The sequence below is a fragment of the Cupriavidus sp. H19C3 genome (assembly GCF_049393815.1).
Classification (GTDB): domain Bacteria; phylum Pseudomonadota; class Gammaproteobacteria; order Burkholderiales; family Burkholderiaceae; genus Cupriavidus.
The window spans coordinates 2218024-2243178 of the sequence record NZ_CP184986.1 but is presented as its reverse complement, the minus strand read 5'-3'; the positions used below and the strand labels follow the sequence as shown (position 1 = coordinate 2243178).

Here is a 25155-nt window from a genome sequence, read left to right as displayed (position 1 = left end):
GCGCTATCATAACAACATTCGCGGTGCGTGGGTGCGGCGTACAATGCCCCACCTTCACCCATTGCCACCTCACAACTGCCGCATGAACACGCTGAAACGAGCCAGGACCGTGACGAGCGATGCCAGGACGCGGACGAGCGGCCAGGCCGTGCGCATGATCGACGTCGCCCGGGCGGCCAACGTCTCCCTGATGACGGTATCGCGCGCGCTCAACGACCCGTCCAAGCTCTCCGAGGAGACGCGCAGGCACGTCCTCGATACGGTGAGGCGAATCGGCTATGTGCCCAACAATATCGCCTCGAATCTTGCTTCGGCGCGTTCCAACGTGGTCGGGCAGATCGTGCCCAGTATCCAGAATTCGCTGTACTCGCATACGGTAAAGGGCAGCGCCGACGTGTTGCGCGCGGCCGGCATGCACCTGCTGATCGCCGATAGCGGCTATTCGCTGGAGGAGGAAGAGGCGCTGATCGGCGCGTTCATCGCGCAGCGCGTCAGCGGACTGGTGCTGCACAACACGGTGCACACGCCGCGCGCGGTGCAGATCATCCGCCAGGCCGGCATTCCCATCATCGAGACCGGCGACCTCGCCAAACATCCGCTCGATATGGCCATCAGCTACTCGAACTTCGCCGCGGCCAAGGAGATGACGTTGTACCTGGCCGGCCGCGGGTACCAGTCGATCGGCTTCGTGTGCCTCGACACGCGCAACAACATGCGCTCGCGCGAAAGGCTGCGCGGCTACCGTGCCGCGCTCACCGCCCTGGGGCGCGCGCGCAATCCCGGCCTCGTGTGCGAGGTACAGCCCGGGTTGACCGCCGGTGCCCACGCGATGATCGAGATGATGCAGCGGGTGCCCGAGGTCGATGCCATCTTCTTCGCCGGCGATGTGCTCGCGGTGGGGGCCCTGTTCGAGGCCCAGCGGCGCGGCTGGAAAGTCCCCGACCGCATCGCGATCGCCGGCTTCGACGACCTCGACATCCTGCGCCATACGGTGCCGAGGCTGACCTGCCTGAACCTGCCGCGCCTGGAAATCGGCCGCCGCAGCGCGGAGGCGTTGCTGCAGCGCATGCGCGGCGAGGGACCGGCCACGCCGACTCGCGTCGACCTCGGCTTCGAGATCATCCAGCGCGAAAGCACCTGACCTGCCTGCCGTCCACCTCGCCCGCGTGGCCTGGGTGGTCGCGCCAAGGCATTTGCATTCCGCGTTAAGTTAGCGCTATCATAAACCCACACCGACGCCGGTGTGCGCTGATGAGGATTTGCATGAAGGGAAGGACTGCGTTGGTCACGGGCTCGTCGCATGGCTTGGGATTTGCCATGGCGGATGCACTCGCGGCGGCGGGATGCCGCGTGGTACTGCACGGCGTGGAAGCGCCCGAGGCGGTGGCGCCGGTCCAGGCGGCATTCGAGGCGCGTCACGGCTGGGCCGTGCCGTACCTGCGCGCGGACCTGGGCGATGCGCAAGCGGTGTCGCAGCTGATCGGCGCGGCGGTGGAGCAGCTTGGCGGTATCGATGTCCTGGTGAACAACGCGGTGGTGCGGCACTTCGCGCCGATCGAGTCGTTTCCGGTGGACAAGTGGGACCAGGCCCTCGCGGTCAACGTCAGCGCGGCGTTCCACGCCACGCGCCTGGTCTTGCCTGGCATGCGCGAACGCGGCTGGGGCCGTGTGTTCAACATGACATCGGTCTACGGCATGCGCGGCACGGCGAATCGGGTCGACTACGTGACGACGAAGTCAGCGTTGCTCGGATTGACGCGGGCGGTGGCCGTGGAGACGCTGGGGCAGGGCATTACCTGCAACGCGATCTGCCCTGGCGCGGTCCATACGACCGCCAGCGAGAAGCGCATCCAGGCGCTGATGGCGGCGGAAGGCCTGGAACGCGAGCCGGCCATCCAGGCGTTTCTGGCCGGCAAGCAGCCGACCGGACGCTTCGTGCAGGCATCGCACGTGGCGGACCTCGTGGTGTTCCTGTGCGGCGATGCCGCCGCGGAGATTACCGGCGCGGTCCTGCCGATCGAGGGTGGCTGGCTGGCCAGTTGAGCGGCCAGCCCTGGCGGCAGGGCCATATCCGTGCGACATCGGGTCGCACGCCAGAACAGAACATCGCCGGCGCGGCGCGTGTCTGACCTCAGGGCAGACCACGACGCGCCAAACGGCGGGCTGAACGGAGACAGCAGCATGCAGCAGGACGAGCGTCCCATGGCCACGGCTGGCGTGACACGCGAGCTGGCGGCATTCGTGCATCGCACGGGATGGGCCGAGATTCCCCTGGCCGTGCGGCATGAAGCCGCGCGCGCGCTGGTCAACTATTTCGCGGTAGCCCTCGCCGGCGCACCCGACCCCACGCTCGACAAGGCCGTGTCGCTGGCCATGCGTTTCCGCGCCGGCGGCGACGCCGGTAGTGCGGCCAGCGTGATCGGTCGGCGCGTGCGCATGGACATGCCGCACGCGGCCGCGCTCAACGCCATGAGCGCGAACGTCTACGACTTCGACGACACGCACCTCCCGACCATCATTCACCCGACCGCGCCGGTCGCGGCAGCGCTGTTTGCGCTGGCGGAAGCGCAGCCGATATCCGGCGCCGACTTCCTGCTGGCCTTTGTGCTCGGCGTGGAGGTGGCATGCCGTATCGGCAATGCGGTCTCACCAGACCACTATCAGCGCGGCGCGCATATCACGTCCACCTGCGGGGTGTTCGGGGCGGCGGCTGCCGCCGCCAAAGCGCTCGGGCTCGACGTGGACCCGGTGGTCTGGGCGCTCGGCAATGCCTCGGCCCAGGCGTGCGGGCTGGTGGAAACGCTCGGCACGATGGCAAAGAGCCTCAGCGTCGGCAACGCCGCGCGCAATGGCCTGCTGTCGGCGCTGCTCGCGGCCGACGGCTTCTCGGGCCCGGAAGCCCCGCTCGAAGGCGCGCGCGGCTTCTTGCGCGTGGCCAGCCAGGCGCCACGTGCCGCTGCGACGACCGACGCGCTTGGGCAGGACTGGGCGCTGATGCGCAACACCTACAAGCCCTATCCGTGTGGCGTGGTGCTGAACCCCGTGATCGAAGCGTGCCTGGCGTTGCGCCGGCACGCATCGTGGCGCTTCGAGGACGTGGAACGCGTGGTGCTGACCGGCCACCCGCTGCTGCGCGAGCGCACCGATCGCCCCGGCGTACGCACCGGACGCGCCGCGCAAGTCAGCGCGCAGCATGCGGTCGCGGTCACGCTGGCGCGCGGCAAGGCCGGACTCGCCGAATTCAGCGACGACGCCGTGGCCGATCCGCGTTTGCGCGCGCTGGGCGCGCGGATCGAGTTTGTCGACGCGCCGTCGTGGCCGGTGGACGCCGCCGAGGTCACGGTCATCTTGCGCTCGGGCGAACGCGCACGGCACCGCGTGGCCGCCGCGCACGGCAGCCTGGCCTCGCCGCTGACGGACGACGAACTCGCGGACAAGCTGCGCACGCTGGCCGTGCACGGCGGCGCGGGCGTGGACAGCGAACGCCTGCTCGACACTCTCTGGCGGCTCGACGCTCTCGCCGACGCCGCCGCCCCCATGCGGATTGCCGTGCCAGAACGGTAGCTGCACAACGCTGGCGCCTACCGTAAGCGCCGCTCGATCGTTTGAGGAAATCATGTCGGATAGTCAGCAGATCGGTTTTATCGGGATTGGCGTCATGGGTCGCCCCATGGCACGGCGCCTGCTCGCGGCAGGTCATGCGCTGGTGGTCTTCGATACGGATGCGCAGGCCGTGGCGGAGCTGAGCGCGCTAGGCGCGCAGGCCGCGACCTCCGTGCGCGACGTAGCGGACCGCGCGCGCATCGTCTTTACCAGCCTGCCCACGCCCGCGGTGTTCCGGCAGGTAGCGCTTGGCGACGGCGGCATCGTGGAGGGCAGCGCCGTCCGCATCGTGGTGGACCTGTCGACCGTGGGCTCGCGCACGGAGCAGGAAGTGGCCGCCGGCCTGCTGGCCCGGGGCATCGAAACCGTGGACGCCCCGGTCAGCGGCGGCGCGGCCGGCGCGCAGAAAGGCACGCTGGCCATCATGGTGGCGGGTAAGCCCGCCGCGATGGACGAAGTGCGTGGCCTGTTCGAGGTGCTGGGCAAGGTGCTGGTGGTCGGCGAGCAGGCCGGACAGGCCCAACTGGTCAAGCTGCTCAACAACATGCTGTCGTCGACGGCGTTTGCCATTACCTCCGAAGCCTTTGTCGCCGGCATCAAGGGCGGGCTCGATCCCGAGGTGATGATGGCGGTCTTCAATGCCGGCAGCGGCAAGAACGGCGCCACCATGGACAAGTTTCCCCGGCACGTGCTGCCGCGCACCTTCGACTTCGGCTTTCCGATCGGCAGCGTCTGCAAGGATATCGGGCTTGCCGTGGACGAATGCCAGGCGCTGGGCGTGCCGATGTGGGTAGGAAATGCCGCACGCCAGGTGTGGAATTTCGCAATGATGCAAGATGGCACCCGGCGCGACATGACGGAGCTGGCCGCCTATGTGGAACACTGGGCGTCCGGCCAGGGCCTGGACCGTTGATCCAGACGGACGGGCCTCATCGCGCCGACCTGACCTAACCCTACGAGGAGAAAAACATGATCGTCGAAATGCGTATTTACCACTGTGCCCCGACGCGCCTGCCGGCGCTGCTGGACCGGTTCTCTAACATCACGCTGGGCTTCTTCGAGAAGCACGGCATTCGCCAGATCGGCTTCTGGACCACACTGGCCGGTCCGAGCAACCATGCGCTGACCTACATGCTGGAATGGGAAAGCCTTGCCGAGCGCGAGCAGAAGTGGAACGCGTTCCAGGCCGACGCGGACTGGGTGACGCAGCGGGCCGCCACCGAGGCGGACAAGCCCATCGTCGAGCGCATCGAGAACCATTTCCTGACTCCGACCGCCTTCTCGGCGCTGCGCTAAGGAGCCCTGTCATGTCGCGCACCGCGCAGTTCTATATCGATGGAAAGTGGGTCGAACCGGCGGCCGCGACGTGGTTCGAGATGATCGACCCGGCCACCGAGCAACCGCTCGGACGGCTGGCGCTCGGCAATGCGACCGATGTCGACCGTGCGGTGGCGGCCGCGCGTCGGGCCTTTCCTTCGTGGTCCGCCACCAGCGTGGCCGGGCGCGTGGCGCTGCTGCGCCGCGTGGTGGCTGCCTACGAGCGGCGCTACGACGAATTCGCCGAACGGATCCGCCGCGAGATGGGGTCGCCCATCACCTTTGCGCGCAATGGCCAGGCCACGCGCGGGCCGGCTCATCTGAACACGCTGATCGACGTGCTCGAACGTTTCTCGTTCGAGGAGCAGCGCGGCAATACCCGCGTGGTGCTGGAGGCGATCGGCGTGTGCGGGCTCATAACGCCGTGGAACTGGCCGATCAACCAGATCGTGGTCAAGATCGCCCCCGCGCTGGCGGCCGGCTGCACCATGGTGCTCAAGCCGAGCGAATACTCGCCGCTGAGCGCGTTGCTGTTTGCCGAGGTGCTGGAGGAAGCCGGCGTGCCGGCGGGCGTATTCAACCTCGTCAACGGCGATGGCCCGGGCGTGGGCGCGGCCATCGCGCGTCATCCCGGTATCGACATGGTGTCGTTCACGGGGTCCACGCGCGCTGGCGTGCTGGTGGCGCAGGCCGCGGCCGATACGGTCAAGCGCGTGGCGCAGGAACTCGGCGGCAAGTCGGCCAATATCCTGCTCGACGACGTCAACCTCGAAGAAGCCGTGACGCGCGGCGTGGCGGCGTGCTTTACCAATTCTGGCCAGTCCTGTTCGATTCCGACCCGCATGCTGGTGCCGCGCGGGCTGATGGACGAGGCCGCGCGCATCGCCGCGCGGGCCGCCGCGGGCTATCGCGTGGGTCCGACCGACGACGCGCAGACGCAGCTTGGCCCGCTGGTCAATCGCAACCAGTTCGAGCGGGTGCAGCGGCTGATCCAGACCGGCATCGACGAAGGCGCGCGCCTGGTGGCGGGCGGGACGGGACGGCCGGAAGGCGTGCAACGCGGCTATTACGTGCGTCCGACCATCTTTGCCGACGTCACGCCCGCCATGACCATTGCGCGCGAGGAGATCTTCGGCCCGGTGCTGTCGATGATGGCCTACGACACGGAAGCGGATGCCATCGAGATTGCCAACGGCACCGACTATGGCCTGGCCGCCTACGTGCAGTCCGGCGATCTGGCGCGCGCGCGCCGCGTGGGCCGCGCGCTGCGGGCCGGCGGTGTGCATCTGAACTACCCGCCGGCCGACTTCGGCGCGCCGTTCGGCGGCTACAAGCGCTCCGGCAATGGCCGCGAGTGGGGCGAGGCTGGTCTGCGCGAATACCTGGAGACCAAGGCGCTGGTTGGGTACGGCACCGCCTGATGTGGCGATGGCCCCGCCCGGCAACGGCGCGGGGCCAACACAGCAGGGCCAAAAAATTTTGGCTGCGCAGATTGTCTGACAGTCAACCGATTTGGCAATTCCGTGAAGCGGGATGGCGCTTACCTCCCGCTCATCTCTCATAAGGAAGCAACCATGGATAACAACGAACGTTTCGACAAGGGCTTTGCCAACCGCAAGGCCGTGCTGGGCGCGGGCCATGTGGAGAAGTCCTGGTCGAATGCCGACGACTTCAACCGGCCGATGCAGAAGTACGTCACCGAGGCGTGCTGGGGCGACATCTGGGGCGACCCCACGCTCGGCTTCAAGACGCGCAGCATGCTGAACCTCGCGATGCTGACCGCCATGAGCCAGCACCACGAGCTGGCAGTGCACGTTAAGGGCGCGCTCAACAACGGCGTGACGAAGGAGGAGATCCGCGCGGTGCTGATGCAGGCCGCCGCGTATTGCGGGGCGCCGCTGGCATTGGCGGCGTTCCGGGTGGCCAGCGAAGCGATCAAGGCGTACGAGGCGGAGACCGCGCAGTCGTGATCGTGGCCGGCCGTCATGGCCAAGGGAGCATTGCGCGACACGGCACCGATTCCGCGTGGCGCACAGATAAGGAGACAAGCATGGAAGCATTGACCGCGCATGGCGTCGTGCAGCAAGCGGACGAGCAGTCGGTGGAGACGAAGCGCAGGAACGCGATCAAGGGGGCGTTCTTTTCCGAATATATCGACATGTTCGATATCTATCTGCCGGTGGTGGTGCTGTCGCCGGTACTGGCGTATTTCCAGCCGCCGCACCTGAGCGGCGGCATGGAGACCATCCTCGCTTCGCTGGTGTTCATCACCACGCTGCTGGGCCGCCCGATCGGCGCGCTGATGTTCGGCATGGTGGCGGATCGCGTGGGCCGGCGCGCGGCGTCGATCTGGTCGGTCTCGGGTTTCGGCGTGGTCACGTTCCTGATCGCACTGCTGCCGGGCTACGAGAGCATCGGCATCACGTCGTACTGGTTGCTGGTGCTGCTGCGCTTTGTCGATGGCATCTTCCTCGGTGGTGGCTACACCGGGGCCATGCCGCTCGCGATCGAGTACTCGCGCAAGCATCAGCGTGGCTTTGTCGGCGGCTTCATCATCGCGGGCTTTCCGGCCGCCTATGTGACCATCAACCTGGTGGCGATGCTGATGTTCGCGCTGTTCCCGCTCGATGGCATGGATTCTCCGTACGCCCATTGGGGCTGGCGCATTCCGTTCGTGATCGGCGCGCTGCTCGCCGGCGTGCTGGCCATGTACTACGTGCGCAAGGTGGCGGAGTCGGAAATCTGGGAAGGCGAGGCCGGCGAGAAGCCGCAGCAGGCCCGTGAAAAGCTGCCGCTGTCCGACCTCCTGCGCGGCCGCAGCGGCCGCAACCTGCTGCAGGTGCTGGTGATGATGACAGGCTTCTGGCTTACGCAGAACATCATCACGATCTTCCTGCCGACCGGCCTGCTCGTGCGCACACTGCATCTGACGGGCTTCCAGATGACGACCACGCTGATGATCACGTACTTCGTGCTGTTCTTCAGCTATATCGCCTCCGGCATGCTCGCGCAGAAGATCGGCCGCCGCACCTTCTTCGTGGTGGTGGGCCCGCTGATCGCCACGGTCGGCTCGGGGCTGCTCTACGTGCTCTCGACCGCCCAGGGCCTGTCGCTGCCCACCATCATCGTGCTGGTGTGCCTGCTCGCGGTGCTGGTCACGTCGCCATGGGGCGTGATCGTGACCTACATCAACGAGCGCTTTGTCACGGACGTGCGCGCCACCGGCTTTGGCGTGGGCTTCTCGCTCTCCGTGATCATCCCGTCGTTCTATGCCTTCTACATGGATGCGCTGAGCGCGTTCATGCCGCTGCCGCTTACTGCCGTCGTGCTGCTGACGATCGGCGGTGTGATCGGCTGCATCGGCGCGGCGATGGGACCGGAAACCAGGGACGTCGATTTCTAGTGAGGAAACAGAAATGAACCAGGAACGGATCGGCTTTATCGGTCTCGGCAACATGGGCGGCCGCATGACGCGGCGCCTGGTGGACGCGGGTATCGCGGTGCTCGGCTACGACACCGTCGCCGAGCGCGTGACCGCGAGCGGAGCCAGGGCGGCGCAGTCGTTGCGCGAAGTGGTGGAGTTTGCCGATGTGGTGCTGTTGTCGTTGCCCGACAGCCATGTGGTGGAGGCCGTGGTGGAAGGCAAGGATGGCGTGCTCGCGCATTGCCGTGCCGGTCAGGTCGTGGTCGACCTCAGCACGGCGGCGGCCAGTTCGACCATCCGTCTGGCCCGGCGTTTTGCCGAGCGCGGTGTGCAATACATCGATGCTGGCATCTCGGGCGGCGCGGCGGCTGCCGAGAAGGGCACGCTGACGTTGATGGTGGGCGGCGATGCCGCCACCGTCGACGCCCTGCAATGGGCCTTCAGGCCGATCAGCGCCAAGGTGGCCTACATGGGTGCCAGCGGCGCGGGCCATACCACCAAGCTGCTCAACAACTTTCTCAACGCCGTCAGCCTGGCGGCGAGCGCCGAGGTCATGGTCGCCGGCAAGAAGGCCGGGCTCGACCTGCACCGGCTGCTCGATGTGCTCAACAGCAGCAGCGGCGTCAATTTCGCCACGCTCAACCGCTTTCCGAAGATCGTCGATGGCGATTACCTCGAAGGCGGCCTGACCGGCAAGCTCATGACCAAGGACGTGGTGCTCTACGTGGACCGCGTGCGCGAGCTGGGCGTGATGTCGCTGAACGCGGCCGGCCCGCTGGCCAGCTTTGGGCTCGGTACCGCGCTTGGCTATGGCGATGTGATCAGCAACCGCGTGGTCGATGCGATCGGCGATGTGTCGGGCGGCGTGCGGCTGTTCGATGGTCCCCGCAAACAGGAGAAGCAGGCATGAAGGTCTTTCACGGCAGGGCAAGCACGGGCGCCTCGGAGCGCCGCAGCGATACGTTCACGGGCATGGTGCTGGCCGATCCGGTCATGCCGCAGACCGATGGCGTGACCATCGCCACGGTGTTCTTCGCGCCCGGCGGGCGCACCTACTGGCATACCCATGAACGCGGGCAGATCCTGCATGTCACGGCCGGCAAGGGCTGGGTGTGCCTCGCTGGCGAGGCGCCGCGGGAGATCCGCCAGGGCGACGTGGTCTTTATCGGCCCGAACGAGCGGCACTGGCATGGCGCCAGCAGCGAAAGCTACATGGTCCATATGGCGATCTCGCTCGGCAAGGGGACGTGGCAGGAGGAAGTCGCGGCGCAGGACTATCCCGGCACCGAGGTCCAGGCATGAGCGACGCAGCGCAAGTACGCGACGCAGCACGAATACGCGACGCGTTCGAGCGCGTCCACGGGACCTGGAACGCGGCATGGGATGCGATGCTGCGGTGGGATGCCGGCTTCGTCGAGGCCTACGTCAGGTTTTCCGGGGTACCGCAGCGCCGCCATCATCTCGACGACAAGGTGCGCAGTTTTATCGCTCTCGCCGCCGATGCCTGCGCCACGCAACTGTACGGGCCCGGCGTGGCGCATCATATCGAACGCGCGCTGTCGTTCGGTGCCACCACCGACGAGCTGATGGAAGTCCTGGAACTGATCAGCACCATCGGCATCCACACCAGCAATGTCGGCGTGCCGGTGCTGCTGGAAGTCCTCGAGGAAGAAGGACTGCGCGACGGGCCGCGCCCGCTGGACGCCCGGCAACTCGCGCTCAAGGCCGAGTTCGAGCAGAACCGCGGGTACTGGCATCCCTCCTGGAACGGCCTGCTGGAACTCGACCCCGACCTGTTCGAGGCCTACCTCGCGTTCTCGTCGGTACCGTGGAAGACCGGCGTGCTGAGTCCAAGGATCAAGGAGTTCATCTACTGCGCCTTCGACGCCTCGGCCACGCACCTGTACGTCCCCGGCCTCAAGCTGCATATGCGTAACGCCCTGCGTTACGGCGCTACCGCGGAAGAACTGATGGAACTGCTGGAGATTGTCAGCACCACCGGCATCCACGGCGCCGAACTGGCCGCCCCGATGCTGGACGCCGCCTTGCGCCGCCGCGGCTAGCCGGGCATCCTGGAGCACGCGCCCATCAGCATAAGTCCTGCTGTCGTGGGCGCGTCTCGATGGTTCGTCGCTGGTTCAGCGCCGCACCAGCGCTACCACGTACACGCACGCTTCCTTGCCCGGATTCACGAAGGTGCAGGGGGCGGGGGTGCCCAGTTGCAGGCAGTCGCCTGGCTGGAGCGTGTGGACCAGTTCGCCTTCCTCGAATACGAGCGTGCCTGCGCGCACCCAGATCTGCTGGTGCTGGAAAGTAAAGGCGGACGAAGGGTAGGAGACGCGCACGTTGCCGGGCAACGTGACTTCCAGCAGCTCCAGCATGCCGCCGTTGCGCGGCGAGATCGCGCGGCGGGTGTAGCCGGTTTCCGGGTCTTGCCAGACCGGCTGCTCGTGGTGGCGGCTCAGGCGCTCGCCGGCCTGCTCGGCCAGTGCGAGCAGCATCGACAGCTGCAGGCCGAAGGCACCGGACAGGCGGCCCATGACCGTGGCGGTCGGGCTGGCCTCGCCGCGTTCGATCTTGCTGATCATTGCCTTCGATACGCCCGACCGTTCCGCCAGTTCCGCCAATGACCAGCCGCGCGATTCGCGTTCGATGCGGACGCGTGCCGAAATGGCGTGGGTCGGGTCGGGAGCAGGGTGGTTTGGCATGGATCGGTGGCAAGAGCCCGCGCGTAGCAGGGAACGGGAAATTATAGGGGCACGCCGCGCCCGAACTTCTCTGCCTTTCACCGCGCGCGCGACGACCTCATGGGACAAGCCAGAGACTTCGCGTTTACCCTTAGCAGAAAGCACTTTCATCGGTGGCCGTGCGTCCACTATAGTGGACGAGTTGCGATAAGAACAGCCAGCGGGAACATGCGTCCCGCCTGACGCCATTGACGACAGGAACGCCGACATGCCCCGTGAGATTCGCCTGAATGCCTTCGACATGAACTGCGTGGGACACATCCAGCAAGGCTTGTGGACCCACCCGCGCGACCAGTCGACGCGCTATGGCGAGCTCCAGTACTGGACCGACTACGCGCGCAAGCTGGAAGCCGGCCTGTTCGACGGTGTGTTCTTTGCCGACGTGGTGGGCGTCTACGACGTCTACGGCGGCAATGCCGACGCCGCGCTGCGCGGGGCCGTGCAGGTTCCCGTCAACGATCCCACGCTGGTCATCCCGGCCATGGCCGCTGTCACGCGCCATCTCGGCTTTGGCGTGACGTGCAATCTCACCTACGAGCAACCGTTCCTGTTTGCGCGCCGCATGTCCACGCTCGATCATCTGACCGGCGGGCGCATCGGCTGGAATATCGTCACCGGCTACCTGGACAGCGCCGCGCGCGCCATCGGCATCGACGGCCAGGTTGCGCACGACGACCGCTACGACCTCGCCGACGAATACATGGCGCTGGTCTACAAGCTATGGGAAGGCAGCTGGGACGACGACGCGGTGCGCGCAGACCGGGCCGGTGGCGTCTACGCCGATCCCGCCAAGGTGCGCGTGATCCATCACCATGGCAAGCAGTACAAGGTGGACGCGATGCACCTGTGTGCGCCCTCGCCGCAGCGCACGCCGGTGCTGTACCAGGCCGGCTCCTCCACGCGCGGCCGCCGCTTTGCCGCCACCCATGCCGAGTGCGTGTTCGTGAACGGGCAGAAGAAGGAAGGCGTGAAGGAGATCGTCGACGATATCCGCGCGCAGGCCGTGCAACTGGGTCGCGCCGCGCACGACGTCAAGGTGTTCCTCGGCGCCACGCTCGTGCTGGGCCGGACCGATGCCGAGGCGCGCGAGAAATTCGAGGAATATCGTCGCTACGTCAGCTCGGAAGCCGCGCTCGTACATGCCGCGGCCTCGCTCGGCATCGACTTTGCGCGCTACGACCTCGACGAGCCGATCGATACCGGCAAGAGCCAGGCCATCGTCTCGAACGTGGAAGCGATGAATCGCAGCGCGGGCCCGCAGTGGACACGCCGCAAGCTACTGGAACAGATGGTGCTCGGCAGCCGCCAGGCACCCTGGGTGGGCACCCCCGAACGTATTGCCGACATGCTGATGAGCTGGAGCGAAGAGACCGGCGTGGACGGCTTCAACCTCTCGCGCACGGTGGTGCCCGAGTGCTTCGACGACGTGGTGAACCTGCTCGTGCCGCTGCTGCAGGAACGCGGTGCCTACAAGACCGGCTATGACGAAGGCACCTATCGCAACAAGCTGTTCGGCCACGCGCGCCTGCCCGCGAGTCACCCGGCCGCGCAGTATCGCGCCGGTGCGCACTGCGGCTGAACCGGGAAGCCTGTCATGGTGGACAAGACCACGTTCCGCGACGCGATGGCCGGCCTCGGTGCCGCCGTCAATGTCATCACCACGGACGGCAATGCCGGCCTGGCAGGTTGCACGGCCTCGGCGGTCTGCCCGGTCACCGACGAGCCGCCCACGCTGCTCGTCTGCATCAACCGCGCGAGCCGCAACAACGCCGCCATTCGTGCCAATGGCAAGCTTTGCGTCAATGTGCTCGCGGCCGAGCAACGCGAGATCGCGATGCGCTTCGCGGCCCGCGACCTCTCGCTCGAGGAGCGATTCGCCTGCACGCAATGGGAGCGCCTGGCCACCGGTGCACCGGTACTGGAGGGCGTGGTGAGCGCGCTCGATTGCGAAATCGAGTCGGTGACGGAAGTCGGCACCCACACGGTTTTCTTCTGCGCGATCAAGGCGGTACGCACCACCTGCGATCGCGACGGCCTGATCTACTTCGGCCGCGATTTCCACCGCGTCGGCACCGCCGCGCTGACCGAAGCCGCTGGCTGAACGCCTGCACTCCCCGCCATGTCGCGCCCCCCTCATGCGGTTTCCCCCCAGCCGTCCGCCGGACTCGCTCCCGGCGCGCGCGGCAAACTCGCCTCGCTCGTGATCCTGCTGGTGGCACAAGTTGCCGCCATGGGCGTCTGGTTTTCGTCAAGTTCGGTCGTGGCGGTCATCAAGCAGACGCACACGATTGCCGCGTTCGACGAAGCCCTGCTGACGAGTGCGGTGCAGTTGGGCTTTGTGGTCGGCACCATCGGTTCGGCTCTGCTGTCGTTGCCCGACCGCTACGATCTGCGGCGGCTGTTTGCGGCATCGGCCTGCGTGGCGGCGCTGGCCACGGGCATGCTCGCCTTCCTGCCGCCCACCGGCACCATGGTGTTCCTGCTGCGGTTCATCACCGGCATGTGCATGGCTGGCGTCTACCCGGTCGGCATGCGGCTGGCAGCGACGTGGGCACATGGCGACCTCGGACTGCTGATCGGGCTGCTGGTCGGCGCCCTTACGCTCGGCTCGGCGAGCCCGCATCTGCTCGCCGCGACCGGTGGACTCGACTGGCGCACCATCTACGGCGTAGCTGCGGCGTGCGCGGGGGTGGCCGCGCTGCTGATTGCGTTTGCCGGTATCGGTCCCAATATCCGCCGCGCCACGCGCATCGACGTCTCCAAGATGGCACAGGCGTGGCGGCAGCCGTCGTTGCGGCTGGCCAATCTCGGTTACCTCGGCCATATGTGGGAGCTCTACGCGATGTGGGCCTGGCTTGCGTTGTTCCTGCAGCAGACCATGACCGCGCGGGGCGTAGCCGATGCGCCCCTGCAGGCGGAATGGCTGACCTTCGCCGTGATTGCGGTGGGCGCGCCTGGCGCCTGGCTTGGTGGCTGGCTGGCCGACCGGGTCGGCCGGACCGCGGTAACGATCGGCGCGATGGCCACCAGCGCCGCGTGCGCGGCGACCATGGGGTGGCTGGCGGATGCGCCGATGGCGGTGCTGGTGGGGGTCGCGCTGATCTGGGGCGTCTCGGTCATCGCCGATTCCGCGCAGTTTTCGGCCAGCGTCACCGAGCTTGCCGAGCCGACCTCGGTCGGCACGCTGCTGACGGCGCAGACCTGTGCCGGCTTTCTGCTCACCCTGGTGAGCATCCACCTGATTCCGGACATCGTGGCCGCGCTCGGCTGGCGCGGCGGCTTCGGCATGCTCGCCATCGGACCCGCGCTCGGCTGCGTGGCGATGTGGCGGCTGCGCCGGCATCCCGACGCGGTCCGGCTGGCCGGCGGCAAACGTTAGCGCCCTCCGCCCCCGCCCCCCCTGAACGTGGGCCCATCGCCTTCGATCGACTCGCCGTCGACCGCCTGGCCCCACACCTCGCGTCATCTCGTTCCTGACGAAATAACAAGAATAGGACCCGACATGCATGGCTACCCCGACATTCGCCTTCTGATCGGCGGTCAATGGCGCAACGCGCCCGGCAGACCGATCCTCAACCCGTCCGACGAATCCGTGATCGGCCATGTGCCGACCGCGATCCTGACCGACCTCGACGAGGTGGCGGCCGCGGCCGCGCGCGGCATGGCAGCGTGGCGGCGGACGCCGCCCGCCGCGCGAGCCGAGGTGATGCTGCGCGCGGCGGATCTGCTCGACGCTCGTCTCGACCATATCGCCGCGGCAGTCTCGGCCGAGCAGGGCAAGCCGCTGCCGCAGGCGCGGACCGAGGTGCTGCGCGCGGCGGAGCTGCTGCGCTGGGATGCCAGCGAAGCCATGCGGCTGTACGGTCGCGTGGTGCCGGCCGGCCCGGACCTGCAACAGACGGTGCTGCGCGAACCGATCGGTGTGGTGGCGGCCTTCACGCCATGGAATTTCCCGCTTGGCGCGCCTGCGCGCAAGGTCGGCGGTGCCCTGGCCGCCGGTTGCGCGATCGTGCTCAAGGCCGCGGAAGAAGCACCGGCCGGGGCCGTGATGCTCGCGCAGGCATTCGTCGATGCGGGTTTGCCCGCCGGCGTACTCAATCTCGTGTTCGGCGACCCCGCCACCATTGCGGCCCGGCTGATCGGCAATCCCGTGGTGCGCGCCGTCACGTTCGCCGGCGCCGCGGCGGCGGGCCGGCATCTGGCGGGCCTGGCCGCGCAAGCGATGAAGCCCGCCATGATGGAGCTCGGCGGCCACGCGCCGGTGCTGATCTGCGCCGATGCCGATCCCGAGGCAGCCGCGCTGGCCTGCGTCAAGGCCAAGCTCGACAATGCCGGACAGGTCTGCATGGCGCCCACGCGCTGTTACGTGCATGCGGCGGTCTACGACGAGTTCGTGGCCGCGCTGGCGCGACATGGCCAGGCCATCCGCGTCGGCCCCACCACCGAACGCAATATCGATATGGGCCCGGTGAGCAACCGGCGCCGGCTGGAAGCGCTCGAAGACCTCGTGCGCGATGCCGTCGAATGCGGCGCGCGCGTCCTGTGCGGCGGCATGCGGGTGCCCGGCCCTGGCTATCTGTTTCCGTTCACCGTGCTCGCCGACGTGCCGCACAACGCGCGGGCCATGCGCCAGGAGCCGTTCGGTCCGCTGTGCCTGGCCGCGCGCGTGCAAACGCTCGACGAAGCGCTCGAGCGCGCCAACAGCCTGCCCGACCGCCTGGCCGGCTACGCCTTCACACAGTCGGCCGCGACCGCGCATCGCATCGGCGCGGCGCTCGACGTCGGCAGCCTGTCGATCAACCACTTCGACGCGGCGATGCCCGGCATGCCGCTGGGCGGCGTCAAGGAAAGCGGATACGGGCGCGAGGCCGGCCTGGAAGGCGTTGCCCGCTATACACACGTCAAGAGCATCTCGCATCGGCTGGTGTAGCGGCAAAGGGGCACGACACACGCAGATAGATGGCGCTGGCGCGCAGGAAGCGTTGCATGACAGCGGGGTTCACCGCAGGATGCAGGGCGAGGTTCGCAAGGTTCGCAGGAAGGTTCACAGGAAGGTTCGCAGGAAGGTTCGCAGCAGGGTTCATGGCAGGGTTCATGGCAGGGTTCGCAGCAGCGTTCATGGCAAGGATCGTCGCAAAGCCTCGTCCGGCAGCGCGCGGGATCGTGCAAGCGGGCGGCAAGGAAACCTCCATTCTGGGATCGCGATATGGCTCACGTATATGAGACGATTCTGGAAATGCTTCGGATCGTCGCGCTGAGGCCGTCTATCGTCCAAAACGAATAATCGATCTTTATTTCTCATTGGCCATCATCAATCGCGCTCCCTATCATCGGCCCTGAACCTTTGATCATGGCGGGAGCAAGCAGTGACAGCGTGGGCGATAGGCATCGATATTGGCGGCACCTTCACGGATGTCGTGGCACTGGACTACGGGGCTGGCAGGCTGGTCAGCCTGAAGGTCCTCACCACGCACGGCGATCCGGCCCAGGGCGTGGCGGACGGGGTACGCGAGCTGCTGCGCACGCATGGCATCGACCCCGCGCGCGTCACGCGCGTGGTGCATGCCACCACACTCTTCACCAATGCGCTGATCGAGCGTCGCGGCAGCACCACCGGCCTGCTGACCACGCGCGGCTTTCGCGACGTGCTCGAGATTGGGCACGAGCGCAAGTACGACCTCTATGACCTGACCATCGAGCCGGCGCCCGCGCTGGTGCCGCGCAACCTGCGCGCCGAGATTCGCGGCCGCATGGACGCACAGGGCAACGAGGTGGAAGCACCTGACGAAGCCGAAGTGCGTGCGGTGGTGGACGAGCTGGTGACACAAGGGGTCGACTCGATCGCGATCTGCCTGCTGCACGCCTACGCCGCACCGGCGCACGAGCGTCTCGTGCGCGGTTGGATCGAGCGTGCCTGTCCTGCGCTGCACGTCACGCTGTCTTCCGACGTGGCGCCGGTGATCCGGGAGTTCGAGCGCAACTCGACCACCGTGGCCAATGCGTATATCAAGCCGCTGGCCACGCGCTACCTCGATGCGCTGGAAGGCCGGCTGCAGGCGTTGGGCCTGCATGCGGGCGTGCTGATGATGCTGTCCAACGGCGGCTTGTCCCATATCGACGAGGCCAAGCGCAATCCGATCGAACTGCTCGAATCAGGCCCCGCCGCCGGCGCCATCTCGGCCGCGCACTACAGCCTGCGCGATGCGCAGCCGGACCTGCTCGCCTTCGACATGGGCGGCACCACTGCCAAGCTGTGTCTGGTCGAGGACGGCAAGCCGTCGATCACGTTCGGCTTCGAGGCGGCGCGCCGCAAGCGCTTTGCCGAAGGCAGCGGCCTGCCGATCCGCATCACCACCATCGACCTGATCGAGATCGGCGCGGGCGGCGGCAGCATCGCCCATCAGGACCAGCTGGGCCTGCTCAAGGTGGGCCCGCAGAGCGCGGGCTCCGAGCCCGGCCCCGCCTGCTACGACCTTGGCGGCACCGATCCCACCGTGACCGATGCCAACCTCGTGCTGGGTTACCTGAATCCCGACTACTTCGCCGGCGGCACGATGAAGATCAGCGTCGACAAGGCTGCGCACGCACTGGGTGCGGCCGGCGCCAGGCTCGGGCGCGACGTCACCGGCGTGGCCTGGGGTATCCACGATATCGTCGCCGAGAACATGGCCGGCGCCGCGCGCGTGCATGTGGCCGAGCGTGGGCGCGATCCACGCGACTTCGTGCTGCTGTGCACGGGTGGTGGGGGCCCCTTGCACGCGTACTACGTGGCACAGAAGATTGGCGTGCGCACGATCCTGTGTCCGCCGGCCGCGGGCGTGGCGTCGGCCTATGGTCTGCTGGTATCGCCCGCGCGTGCCGACCGCTCGCGCACGGCGAGTTTCCGCCCCGCCACCGATTCGCTTGCCACCATCGAGCAGGCCTTCGCCGACCTGGAGTCACAGGCGCGCGCCGCGCTCGAACCGTTGATGCAGACCTTCGGCCCGGTGGCGCTCGTGCGCCATGCCGACGGCCGCTTTGCCGGGCAGGGCTTCAACCTCTCGGTGCGGCTGCCGGACGGCCCCTATACCCGGGGCGCGGAGGCGGAAGTCCGCGCCGCGCTGATCGCCGCCTTCGAGAGCGGCTATCGCGAGAAGTTCGGCCGCACGCCGCCCGACGTTCCCGTGGAGCTGGTGACGTTGCGCGTGACCGGCGAAGCGCCGCCGCGCGAGCGCTTTGAACCGGAGGCGCCCGGCCAGGGTGCGCAGGTAGCGCCCACCAGCCGCCGCGAAGTCTACTTCAGGGAGTCGGACGGCTACGTGCTTACCCCCGTGTTCGAGCGTGCCGCGCTGCCGGTAGGCTTTACCGCGGCGGGACCGTTGCTGATCGAGGACACCGGCTCGACGCTGGTGGTCGGCCCGCGCGGCCAGGTGGAACAACTCGCAAGTGGCAATCTCGTGATCCGTATCGAGGAGCAGGCAGCATGACCGGCAACACCTCTCAAGCCCGTGGCGCCGTGGCCACGGACCCCATCTTCCTCGAAGTGTTCTGGACGCGCGTGCGTTCGGTCGTGAACGAGGCCGCCAAGCTGATCGTACGCACGTCGTTCTCGACGCTCTCGACCGAGGCCAACGACTTCGCCGTCGTGGTGACCGATTCCGCCGGCCGCGCGCTTGCGGAGAACAGCGGCAGCATCCCGTCGTTTATCGGCACGCTGCCGCGCACGGTGCGCGCCACCATTGCGCAGGTGGGTGCCGACAGCATGCGGCCTGGCGATATCTACATCACCAACAATCCGTGGATCGGCACCGGTCATCTCAACGACGTGTGCCTGGTCAAGCCGCTGTTCCACGATGGGCGCCTGGTGGCATTCGCCGCGACCGCGGGTCACGTGCCCGATATCGGCGGCAAGATCCGTTCGGTCGATGCACGCGAACTGTTCGAGGAAGGATTTCATATTCCGCTGATGCCGCTGCTGCGCGAAGGGCAGGCCGACGAGACGCTGTTGCGCCTGATCCGCACCAATGTGCGTACGCCCGAGCAGACCGTTGGCGATATCTGGTCGCAGGTCGGCGCGGTGGAGCTGATCGCGGGGCGGCTCGAGGAGATCCTCACCGAATACGCGCTGCCCGGCATCGACGATCTGGCCCGGGCGCTGTTCGAGCGCAGCGAAGCGGCGATGCGCGAAGCCATCGCGCGCCTGCCCGAGGGCGAGTACCGCTACACCATGGAGACCGACGGCTTCGGCGCGCCGTTCGTGTACGAAGTGGCGGTACGCATCCGCGCGGGCGAGATCGAATGCGATTTCGCGGGAACGTCGCCGCAGCAGCCGCGCGGCATCAACTGCGTGCTGGCTTATACCAGCGCGATGACCGCGTATGCCATCAAGTGCCTGCTGCTGCCGGACCTGCCGAACAACGATGGCCTGTTCCGGCCGATTCGCGCGGTCGCGCCGGAAGGGTCGATCCTCAATCCACGCGCGCCGGCACCGGTCGGCGGCCGCGCCTGCACCGGCCACTACGTGCCGATCGTGATCTTTGGCGCCATGTACCAGGTACTGCCCGAACGTGTCATGGCCGGCGCGGGGTCGCCGTTGTGGATCGCCAATCTCAGTGGCACGCGCGACGATGGCCGGCCGTTTGCGACGGTGCTGTTCTATAACGGCGGTCTTGGTGCGACCGCGGGCAAGGATGGTGCATCGGTGATGTCATGGCCGAGCAATATTTCGCCGACGCCGGTGGAAGTGGCCGAACGGGATGCACCGCTCTTCTTCAGGTACAAGGCATTGCGCGAAGGGTCGGGGGGTGCCGGCGAGTATCGCGGCGGTCTCGGGGAGGAGATCTGCTTCGTGAGTCGTCACAGCAAGCCGCTGTCGATCGTGTTTCTCACCGAGCGCCTGCGCGTGCCGGCACCGGGTCTCGGCGCCGGCGAGGCGGGCGCATGCGGTGAAGTGCTGATCAACGGCACCGCGATCGATGCGCGTGTACCGCATGTGCTGAATCCGGGCGACGAGGTCATTCTGCGCACGCCTGGCGGTGGCGGTTATGGCCGCGCTGCCGCACGCGATGCGGCACGCATTGCGCACGATCGCCTGCACGGTTACGCGCGCGCATAGCCCGCACGGTTCTTGCTCGACGAATGCGGTCTCGCATCGTGTGAGTTCCCATGGCACGGGATCGTGCCTCAACATAACATCCGGGCGCCGCAACGTACCGGTGGAGAAGTTGCCATGCATCGCATTGCCAAGACGTTGTCAGTTGCTGTCTCGCTATTCGCCGTCGCCGTGGGGGCCGCGCATGCGGCCGATGCCGTGGAAGCGGGCTATCCGTCCAGACCGATCCGCATCGTTGTGCCGTACCCCGCAGGCGGATCGACCGATGTGCTGGCCCGCCTGCTCGGCCAGAAGATCGGCGACCAGCTGGGGCAGCCGGTCATCGTCGAGAACCGTCCCGGTGCAAGCGGCAATATCGGTGCAAGCTATGTGGCCAAGTCTCCGGCCGATGGCTATACGCTGTTCCTGGGCACGTCGACCGCGCTCGCCGCCAATCCGGGTCTGTACAAACAGTTGCCATACGATCCGCAGCGCGACTTCGCGCCGATCATTCTGGCTACCACGCTGGCCAGTCTGGTGGTCGTGAATCCATCGGTGCCGGTGAAGACGATGCAGGAGCTCACCGCGTACCTGAAGGCCCATCCCGGCACCAGCTACGCGTCGTCGGGCAACGGCACGCCCGCGCATCTGGGCGGCGAGCTCTACAAGCGCATGGCTGGCGTGCAGATGAATCATGTGCCCTACAAGGGCGGCGCTCCTGCCCTGACCGACCTGATCGGCGGACAGACCTCGCTGATGTTCGCGATCCTGCCCGAGGCAATGCCGTTCGTGAAAGAAGGCAAGCTCCGTGCGCTCGCGGTGACCACCGCGAAGCAGACGCCCAACGCGCCACAGATTCCCACTGTGGCCGAGTCGGGCGTGCCTGGGTATGAACTGGTCGGCTGGTATGCGTTCCTCGCGCCGAAGGCCACGCCGCAGCCGATCGTGACCAGGCTGAACAAGGCGTTCGACGATGCGCTGCAGGACAAGTCCGTGCGCGACAAGCTGACCGGCATGGGCTTCGACGTCGCTGGCGGCTCGCCGCAGAAGCTTGCCGACACCATGCGCACGGAAGCGAAGAAGTGGAAGCAGGTGATCGACGAGGCCGGCATCAGCCTCGATTGAGTGCCGCGCTGGCAGGGGATGGCGAGCGCGGCTCGCCTTGCCCGGCCCGACCTTCAAGGGCGCCCGGCAGCGACCTTGTGCGCCCCGCCTGCCGGATGTCGCCTACCTGATGTCGCCTACCTGAGGCCGTCTACCTGATGTCGCATACCTGAGGTCGCCTACCTGAGGTCGCGCACCTGGCGCCGCCTACCTGTTGCGTGCGCGCGTGCGCCGGCGGCTAGCGCCGGCCGCTTCCGGTGTGCCGATGATCGACACGCCATCCGGCAGCGCCTGGCCGCGGATTGTTTCCATGATGACTTCCAGCATGCGTTGTGAGCTTGGCGACAGCGAGCGCAGCCGCCGCGTGATCAGGCAGATCTCGCGCGACAGCACCGGCGCGCCGAGTTCGCGATAGGTGAGGTTGGTAAAGCCGGACGCCTTGGCCGACAGGGCCGGCACGATCGAGTAGCTGGCGCCTTCGGCCAGCACCGCAAACAGCGAGGTAGTGCTCGAGATCTCGTCATGCTCGCCGCGGAACACAGGCCAGTCGCCCGCATGCTCGCGCAGGAACGTGCCGATGCCGGTATCCGCCGTGAACGCGACAAAGCCGTCCGGGTCGAGCGCCTCCCAGCGTAGCGGTCCCTTCCGTTGCGCCAGCGGATGGTCGGCGCGGCACACCACGCCATAGCGATCCTGCAGCAGCGGCGTATAGCTGAGCTCGTCCATGCCCTTGTGGCGGCTCGTGATGGCGAAGTCGAGATCGCCGTCGAGCACCATCTGCTCCACCTGTTCCGCACCGGCATCGCGCAGCGTGAAGGTAACGTTGGGATACTGCCGACGGAACGTCGCCACGGCGCGCACCAGGAACTGGTAGATCACCGATGCGGCGGCGGCGATGCGGATATGGCCCTTCTGTCCTTCGGCAAACGACTGCAGATCGGAGATCGCGCTGTCGAAATCGCGCAGGATCTTGTCGGCCTCGATCTTGAAGCGCAGCGCTTCCTGTGTCATCGCCACGCGACGCGTGTTGCGGTCGAACAGCTTGAGTCCGACCGATTCCTCGAATTGCTGGATGGTGGCCGTGAGCGCGGATTGGGTGACGAACAGGCGCGCCGCGGCGGTGGTGAAGGAGCCGGAATTCGCCACCTCGACGAACGAGCGCAGATGCCGAAGCGAGATGTTGCGGGTCATGGCGGGGGGCAGGGCTGAATCGGTGACGTCCAGCATATATTTGTCGCGGCGATCGATCAAGCGCGATTGTTCACCCGGGCGCGGTTCGCCAGACCGCCCCCACCGCGCGCCACGGTGGTTGCCGCGGTGGCACTGCGGTGGGGACGCAATGGCGTCCTGGCGGGGCCGCGAGGGGCGGCCCCGAAGGCCTTTATGCCACCGCCACGTCGTCGTGATCGGTGGACACGGCCAGTGTGCGCCATGCCGCGAGCTCGCCCTCCACGAAGCTGTGCTTGTGTTCAATGCGCGCGATGGCATCGGTGCCGAGCGGCAGGCGCAGCGGCGGGTTGGCGGCGTCGGCCAGCGTCAGCACGGCGCGCGCGAACTTCTGCGGATCGCCGGGCTGTTTGTGGTTGAGCTCGCTGGCGAGCGCGCGCATCTTGCCCACCGTGTCGGCGTAGTCGTCGATGCGCGCGGCGGTGGAGACCAGCGAGTTGTCGTTGAGGAAGTCGGTGCGGAAGAAACCGGGCTCCACCACCGTGACGTGAATGCCGAGCGGGGCCAGTTCCTGCGACATCGCTTCGGTGATGCCTTCCACCGCGAACTTGGTGGAGCCGTACACGCCCCAGCCGAAGTAGCCGGAATAGCCGCCGAGCGAGGAGATATTGATGACATGGCCACTGCGTTGCCGGCGCATCTGCGGCAGCACCGCGCGCGAGACCGCCAGCAGGCCGAAGACATTGGTATCGAACAGGCGCTTCGCTTCCTCGATGCTGGTTTCCTCGACCGCGCCGAGTACGCCAAAGCCGGCGTTGTTGACCAGCACGTCGATGCGGCCGAAGCGGGCGACCGCCTGCGCGACGGCCGCAACGGCATCGGCCTCCTGCGTCACGTCAAGCTTGACCGCGAGCAGGTTGGGATGCTCGCCCAGCGCGTCGATGACCTGCCGCGGATTGCGCGCGGTGGCGACCACGCGATCGCCGCGTTGCAGCGCATCGCGCACGATCAGCGCGCCAAAGCCGCGCGAGGCGCCGGTAACAAACCAGACTTTCGAGGTATTCGCTTGCGACATGATCCAACTCCTTGAGATGTTCGTTGAGGGCCGGTGCCGGTGAATCGGTCACCGTTGAGAGCCATGGTAGGCAGCGGCCCTTCAACAAACAATGGTCGTTGGAATTGGATGAATAGCAACTACTGGTTGCTAATCCACATCAGAAGTCTTCCGCGTCCACGTCGTAGTTGGCGGGTTCCCAACGGATGGCCAGCAGCGCCAGCAGGCCGACCAGCGGCGCCAGTGCGATCACCCAGAACACCTTGGTGCTGAGTGCGGCGGCCAGCACCGGAAACAGAAACAGCGACACGGTCGAGCTGGCACGCATCAGGGTCTGGTTGAGGCCCACGCCGACGCCGCGCAGCGAGGTCGGATAGCTCAGCGACGCATAGGTCATGGTGTGCGCACCGGGCCCGAAGCCCTGGCCCAGCAGGAAGACCGCGAGACATGCGATGGCGCCGACCACCTCACCGCCGCCGTGCGGCTTGCCGATCAGCGCCAGACCGATCAGCGCGGCCAGCTGGAACGCGTAGCCGACCGTGGTCAGCTTCCAGGCACCGGTCTTCGGCACCAGGTGCACGCCGATCAGTCCGCCGACAAAGGCGAACAGCAGGTTCAGCGCGAGCGACACCAGGATGGTGGTCAGCATCGACTGGGCGAGGAAGCTTGCGATGATCACGGGCAGGCCGAATGCCACCGCGTTGTACGCAAACGAGGACGCGATCGACATGATGGTGGCGAGTACCGTGCGCCGCGCGTAGACGCCCTGCAGCAGCACCGCATAGTTGCCCCACGCGGCCGGACGCTTGGGCGGCGTCGCCACGGCGTCGGGCGCCACCACGGCGTCGATGCCGTACGAACGCCGCAGGATGCGCGCGGCACCCTGGAGATCGCCCTGGTTGGCGGCCCACACCGGCGATTCGCTCATGTAGCGGCTGCGCACGGCAATGATGATCAGCGCCGGCACCGCGCCAAAGCCCAGGATGATGCGCCACAGCAGGCCGCCATGCGACTCCGGCAGCGCCGAGTAGCACAGCAGCACCAGCAGGTACGAGACGCAGATGGCCGCATACCAGGTGGGGCACCACATGGCCACCCGCGCGGCCTTGTTGCCCTTGCCCTGAAGCTTGGAGAACTCCGCCAGGAAGGCCATCGCCACCGGCAGGTCGATGCCTACGCCGAGGCCCATCACGAAGCGGGCGCCGGCCAGGACATATTCGTTAGGCGCCAGTGCGCACGCGATGGCGGCCACCACGAAGAACAGCATGTCCGCCATGAAGACGCGGTAGCGGCCGATGCGGTCGGTGAAGTAGCCGCCCAGGAAGGCGCCGACGATCGCGCCGAACGTAATGGCGGACGCCACCATGCCGGTGCCGGCCGGCGTCAGGCCGAATTCACGCGTGACGTCCTTGAGGCCGAAGGCCAGGGCGCCGAGGTCGTAGGCGTCGAGGAACACGCCGCCCAGCGCAATGGCAACCACCATGCGCGCATTGTTGACGGCGGCACCGCCTTCGTTGACGAGCCGCGCCACGTCCGCGGCGGAGCGGATGGTGGCCTTGTGTTGCGTCGAGGTGGCCGAAGTGGCCTCGGCGGCGCCGGGAGTGAGGGCGAGGTCGGCAGACATGTAGTACCGGTGATGAAAGGGCAGGAGAAACGGATCGAGGTGAGG

At 67.2% G+C, this 25155-nt stretch carries 22 protein-coding genes; 18 read left to right on the top strand and 4 right to left on the bottom strand.

From position 1 onward, the window contains the following. The first annotated feature begins 82 nt into the window (after positions 1-82). From DFLDMN_RS29505 to DFLDMN_RS29455, 11 genes are all read left to right on the top strand, one after another. Positions 83-1141 carry a LacI family DNA-binding transcriptional regulator gene (locus DFLDMN_RS29505; RefSeq protein ID WP_423199286.1) on the top strand — a complete coding sequence of 353 codons (1059 nt, stop codon included), beginning with the start codon at positions 83-85 and terminating at the stop codon, positions 1139-1141. A gap of 122 nt (positions 1142-1263) precedes the next feature. Beyond that, positions 1264-2043 carry an SDR family oxidoreductase gene (locus tag DFLDMN_RS29500; protein WP_423199285.1) on the top strand — a complete coding sequence of 260 codons (780 nt, stop codon included), beginning with the start codon at positions 1264-1266 and terminating at the stop codon, positions 2041-2043. A 138-nt stretch (positions 2044-2181) separates the two neighbouring features. Continuing rightward, entirely contained in the window at positions 2182-3564 is a 1383-nt protein-coding gene (locus DFLDMN_RS29495; protein WP_423199284.1) for an MmgE/PrpD family protein, read from the top strand. 52 nt (positions 3565-3616) lie between these two features. Continuing rightward, a complete protein-coding gene (locus DFLDMN_RS29490; RefSeq protein ID WP_423199283.1) occupies positions 3617-4516 on the top strand; it encodes an NAD(P)-dependent oxidoreductase in 900 nt (299 codons plus the stop codon). Positions 4517-4572: 56 nt separating this feature from the next. Next, entirely contained in the window at positions 4573-4899 is a 327-nt protein-coding gene (locus DFLDMN_RS29485; RefSeq protein ID WP_423199282.1) for an NIPSNAP family protein, read from the top strand. 11 nt (positions 4900-4910) lie between these two features. Beyond that, entirely contained in the window at positions 4911-6341 is a 1431-nt protein-coding gene (locus DFLDMN_RS29480) for an aldehyde dehydrogenase family protein (RefSeq protein WP_423199281.1), read from the top strand. Positions 6342-6494: 153 nt separating this feature from the next. Continuing rightward, positions 6495-6890 carry a carboxymuconolactone decarboxylase family protein gene (locus DFLDMN_RS29475; RefSeq protein WP_423199280.1) on the top strand — a complete coding sequence of 132 codons (396 nt, stop codon included), beginning with the start codon at positions 6495-6497 and terminating at the stop codon, positions 6888-6890. A gap of 80 nt (positions 6891-6970) precedes the next feature. Continuing rightward, a complete protein-coding gene (locus DFLDMN_RS29470; protein WP_423199279.1) occupies positions 6971-8323 on the top strand; it encodes an MFS transporter in 1353 nt (450 codons plus the stop codon). A gap of 13 nt (positions 8324-8336) precedes the next feature. Continuing rightward, a complete protein-coding gene (locus DFLDMN_RS29465; protein WP_423199278.1) occupies positions 8337-9254 on the top strand; it encodes an NAD(P)-dependent oxidoreductase in 918 nt (305 codons plus the stop codon). Beyond that, positions 9251-9646, top strand: coding sequence for a cupin domain-containing protein (locus DFLDMN_RS29460; RefSeq protein WP_423199277.1), 396 nt, complete (start codon positions 9251-9253; stop codon positions 9644-9646). The genes DFLDMN_RS29465 and DFLDMN_RS29460 overlap by 4 nt, the downstream gene beginning before the upstream one ends. Continuing rightward, positions 9643-10407, top strand: coding sequence for a carboxymuconolactone decarboxylase family protein (locus DFLDMN_RS29455; protein ID WP_423199276.1), 765 nt, complete (start codon positions 9643-9645; stop codon positions 10405-10407). The genes DFLDMN_RS29460 and DFLDMN_RS29455 overlap by 4 nt, the downstream gene beginning before the upstream one ends. 75 nt (positions 10408-10482) lie before the next feature. Here DFLDMN_RS29455 and DFLDMN_RS29450 read toward each other — a convergent pair whose 3' ends face one another. Further along, positions 10483-11052, bottom strand: a complete 570-nt coding sequence (locus DFLDMN_RS29450) for a helix-turn-helix domain-containing protein (RefSeq protein ID WP_423199275.1) — start codon at positions 11050-11052, stop codon at positions 10483-10485. 247 nt (positions 11053-11299) lie between these two features. Between DFLDMN_RS29450 and DFLDMN_RS29445 the strand changes: the two genes are divergently transcribed. From DFLDMN_RS29445 to DFLDMN_RS29415, 7 genes are all read left to right on the top strand, one after another. Further along, entirely contained in the window at positions 11300-12670 is a 1371-nt protein-coding gene (locus DFLDMN_RS29445; protein ID WP_423199274.1) for an LLM class flavin-dependent oxidoreductase, read from the top strand. A 15-nt stretch (positions 12671-12685) separates the two neighbouring features. Next, complete coding sequence (locus DFLDMN_RS29440; protein ID WP_423199273.1) at positions 12686-13192, top strand: flavin reductase; 507 nt, start codon at positions 12686-12688, stop codon at positions 13190-13192. A gap of 18 nt (positions 13193-13210) precedes the next feature. Continuing rightward, complete coding sequence (locus DFLDMN_RS29435) at positions 13211-14470, top strand: MFS transporter (protein WP_423199272.1); 1260 nt, start codon at positions 13211-13213, stop codon at positions 14468-14470. 123 nt (positions 14471-14593) lie between these two features. Next, positions 14594-16021: an aldehyde dehydrogenase family protein gene (locus DFLDMN_RS29430; RefSeq protein ID WP_423199271.1), complete on the top strand. Its 1428-nt coding sequence runs from the start codon at positions 14594-14596 to the stop codon at positions 16019-16021. 436 nt (positions 16022-16457) lie between these two features. Then, positions 16458-18557, top strand: coding sequence for a hydantoinase/oxoprolinase family protein (locus tag DFLDMN_RS29425; RefSeq protein ID WP_423199270.1), 2100 nt, complete (start codon positions 16458-16460; stop codon positions 18555-18557). After that, positions 18554-20185: a hydantoinase B/oxoprolinase family protein gene (locus DFLDMN_RS29420; protein ID WP_423199269.1), complete on the top strand. Its 1632-nt coding sequence runs from the start codon at positions 18554-18556 to the stop codon at positions 20183-20185. Before DFLDMN_RS29425 ends, DFLDMN_RS29420 begins: the two co-directional genes overlap by 4 nt. 114 nt (positions 20186-20299) lie before the next feature. After that, positions 20300-21286, top strand: coding sequence for a Bug family tripartite tricarboxylate transporter substrate binding protein (locus DFLDMN_RS29415; RefSeq protein WP_423199268.1), 987 nt, complete (start codon positions 20300-20302; stop codon positions 21284-21286). 186 nt (positions 21287-21472) lie between these two features. Here the strand turns inward: DFLDMN_RS29415 and DFLDMN_RS29410 are convergent, their stop codons facing one another. From DFLDMN_RS29410 to DFLDMN_RS29400, 3 genes are all read right to left on the bottom strand, one after another. Then, positions 21473-22456 carry a LysR family transcriptional regulator gene (locus DFLDMN_RS29410; RefSeq protein ID WP_423199267.1) on the bottom strand — a complete coding sequence of 328 codons (984 nt, stop codon included), beginning with the start codon at positions 22454-22456 and terminating at the stop codon, positions 21473-21475. A gap of 190 nt (positions 22457-22646) precedes the next feature. Continuing rightward, entirely contained in the window at positions 22647-23507 is an 861-nt protein-coding gene (locus DFLDMN_RS29405) for an oxidoreductase (protein WP_423199266.1), read from the bottom strand. A 139-nt stretch (positions 23508-23646) separates the two neighbouring features. Then, entirely contained in the window at positions 23647-25110 is a 1464-nt protein-coding gene (locus DFLDMN_RS29400; protein WP_423200611.1) for an MFS transporter, read from the bottom strand. Positions 25111-25155 lie beyond the last annotated feature (45 nt).

Bases quoted from the DNA above. Each gene is read 5' to 3' on its own strand.
- DFLDMN_RS29505 (WP_423199286.1), top strand. From the start codon at position 83: ATGAACACGCTGAAACGAGCCAGGACCGTGACGAGCGATGCCAGGACG.
- DFLDMN_RS29500 (WP_423199285.1), top strand. From the start codon at position 1,264: ATGAAGGGAAGGACTGCGTTGGTCACGGGCTCGTCGCATGGCTTGGGA.
- DFLDMN_RS29495 (WP_423199284.1), top strand. From the start codon at position 2,182: ATGCAGCAGGACGAGCGTCCCATGGCCACGGCTGGCGTGACACGCGAG.
- DFLDMN_RS29490 (WP_423199283.1), top strand. From the start codon at position 3,617: ATGTCGGATAGTCAGCAGATCGGTTTTATCGGGATTGGCGTCATGGGT.
- DFLDMN_RS29485 (WP_423199282.1), top strand. From the start codon at position 4,573: ATGATCGTCGAAATGCGTATTTACCACTGTGCCCCGACGCGCCTGCCG.
- DFLDMN_RS29480 (WP_423199281.1), top strand. From the start codon at position 4,911: ATGTCGCGCACCGCGCAGTTCTATATCGATGGAAAGTGGGTCGAACCG.
- DFLDMN_RS29475 (WP_423199280.1), top strand. From the start codon at position 6,495: ATGGATAACAACGAACGTTTCGACAAGGGCTTTGCCAACCGCAAGGCC.
- DFLDMN_RS29470 (WP_423199279.1), top strand. From the start codon at position 6,971: ATGGAAGCATTGACCGCGCATGGCGTCGTGCAGCAAGCGGACGAGCAG.
- DFLDMN_RS29465 (WP_423199278.1), top strand. From the start codon at position 8,337: ATGAACCAGGAACGGATCGGCTTTATCGGTCTCGGCAACATGGGCGGC.
- DFLDMN_RS29460 (WP_423199277.1), top strand. From the start codon at position 9,251: ATGAAGGTCTTTCACGGCAGGGCAAGCACGGGCGCCTCGGAGCGCCGC.
- DFLDMN_RS29455 (WP_423199276.1), top strand. From the start codon at position 9,643: ATGAGCGACGCAGCGCAAGTACGCGACGCAGCACGAATACGCGACGCG.
- DFLDMN_RS29450 (WP_423199275.1), bottom strand. From the start codon at position 11,052: ATGCCAAACCACCCTGCTCCCGACCCGACCCACGCCATTTCGGCACGC.
- DFLDMN_RS29445 (WP_423199274.1), top strand. From the start codon at position 11,300: ATGCCCCGTGAGATTCGCCTGAATGCCTTCGACATGAACTGCGTGGGA.
- DFLDMN_RS29440 (WP_423199273.1), top strand. From the start codon at position 12,686: ATGGTGGACAAGACCACGTTCCGCGACGCGATGGCCGGCCTCGGTGCC.
- DFLDMN_RS29435 (WP_423199272.1), top strand. From the start codon at position 13,211: ATGTCGCGCCCCCCTCATGCGGTTTCCCCCCAGCCGTCCGCCGGACTC.
- DFLDMN_RS29430 (WP_423199271.1), top strand. From the start codon at position 14,594: ATGCATGGCTACCCCGACATTCGCCTTCTGATCGGCGGTCAATGGCGC.
- DFLDMN_RS29420 (WP_423199269.1), top strand. From the start codon at position 18,554: ATGACCGGCAACACCTCTCAAGCCCGTGGCGCCGTGGCCACGGACCCC.
- DFLDMN_RS29415 (WP_423199268.1), top strand. From the start codon at position 20,300: ATGCATCGCATTGCCAAGACGTTGTCAGTTGCTGTCTCGCTATTCGCC.
- DFLDMN_RS29410 (WP_423199267.1), bottom strand. From the start codon at position 22,456: ATGACCCGCAACATCTCGCTTCGGCATCTGCGCTCGTTCGTCGAGGTG.
- DFLDMN_RS29405 (WP_423199266.1), bottom strand. From the start codon at position 23,507: ATGTCGCAAGCGAATACCTCGAAAGTCTGGTTTGTTACCGGCGCCTCG.
- DFLDMN_RS29400 (WP_423200611.1), bottom strand. From the start codon at position 25,110: ATGTCTGCCGACCTCGCCCTCACTCCCGGCGCCGCCGAGGCCACTTCG.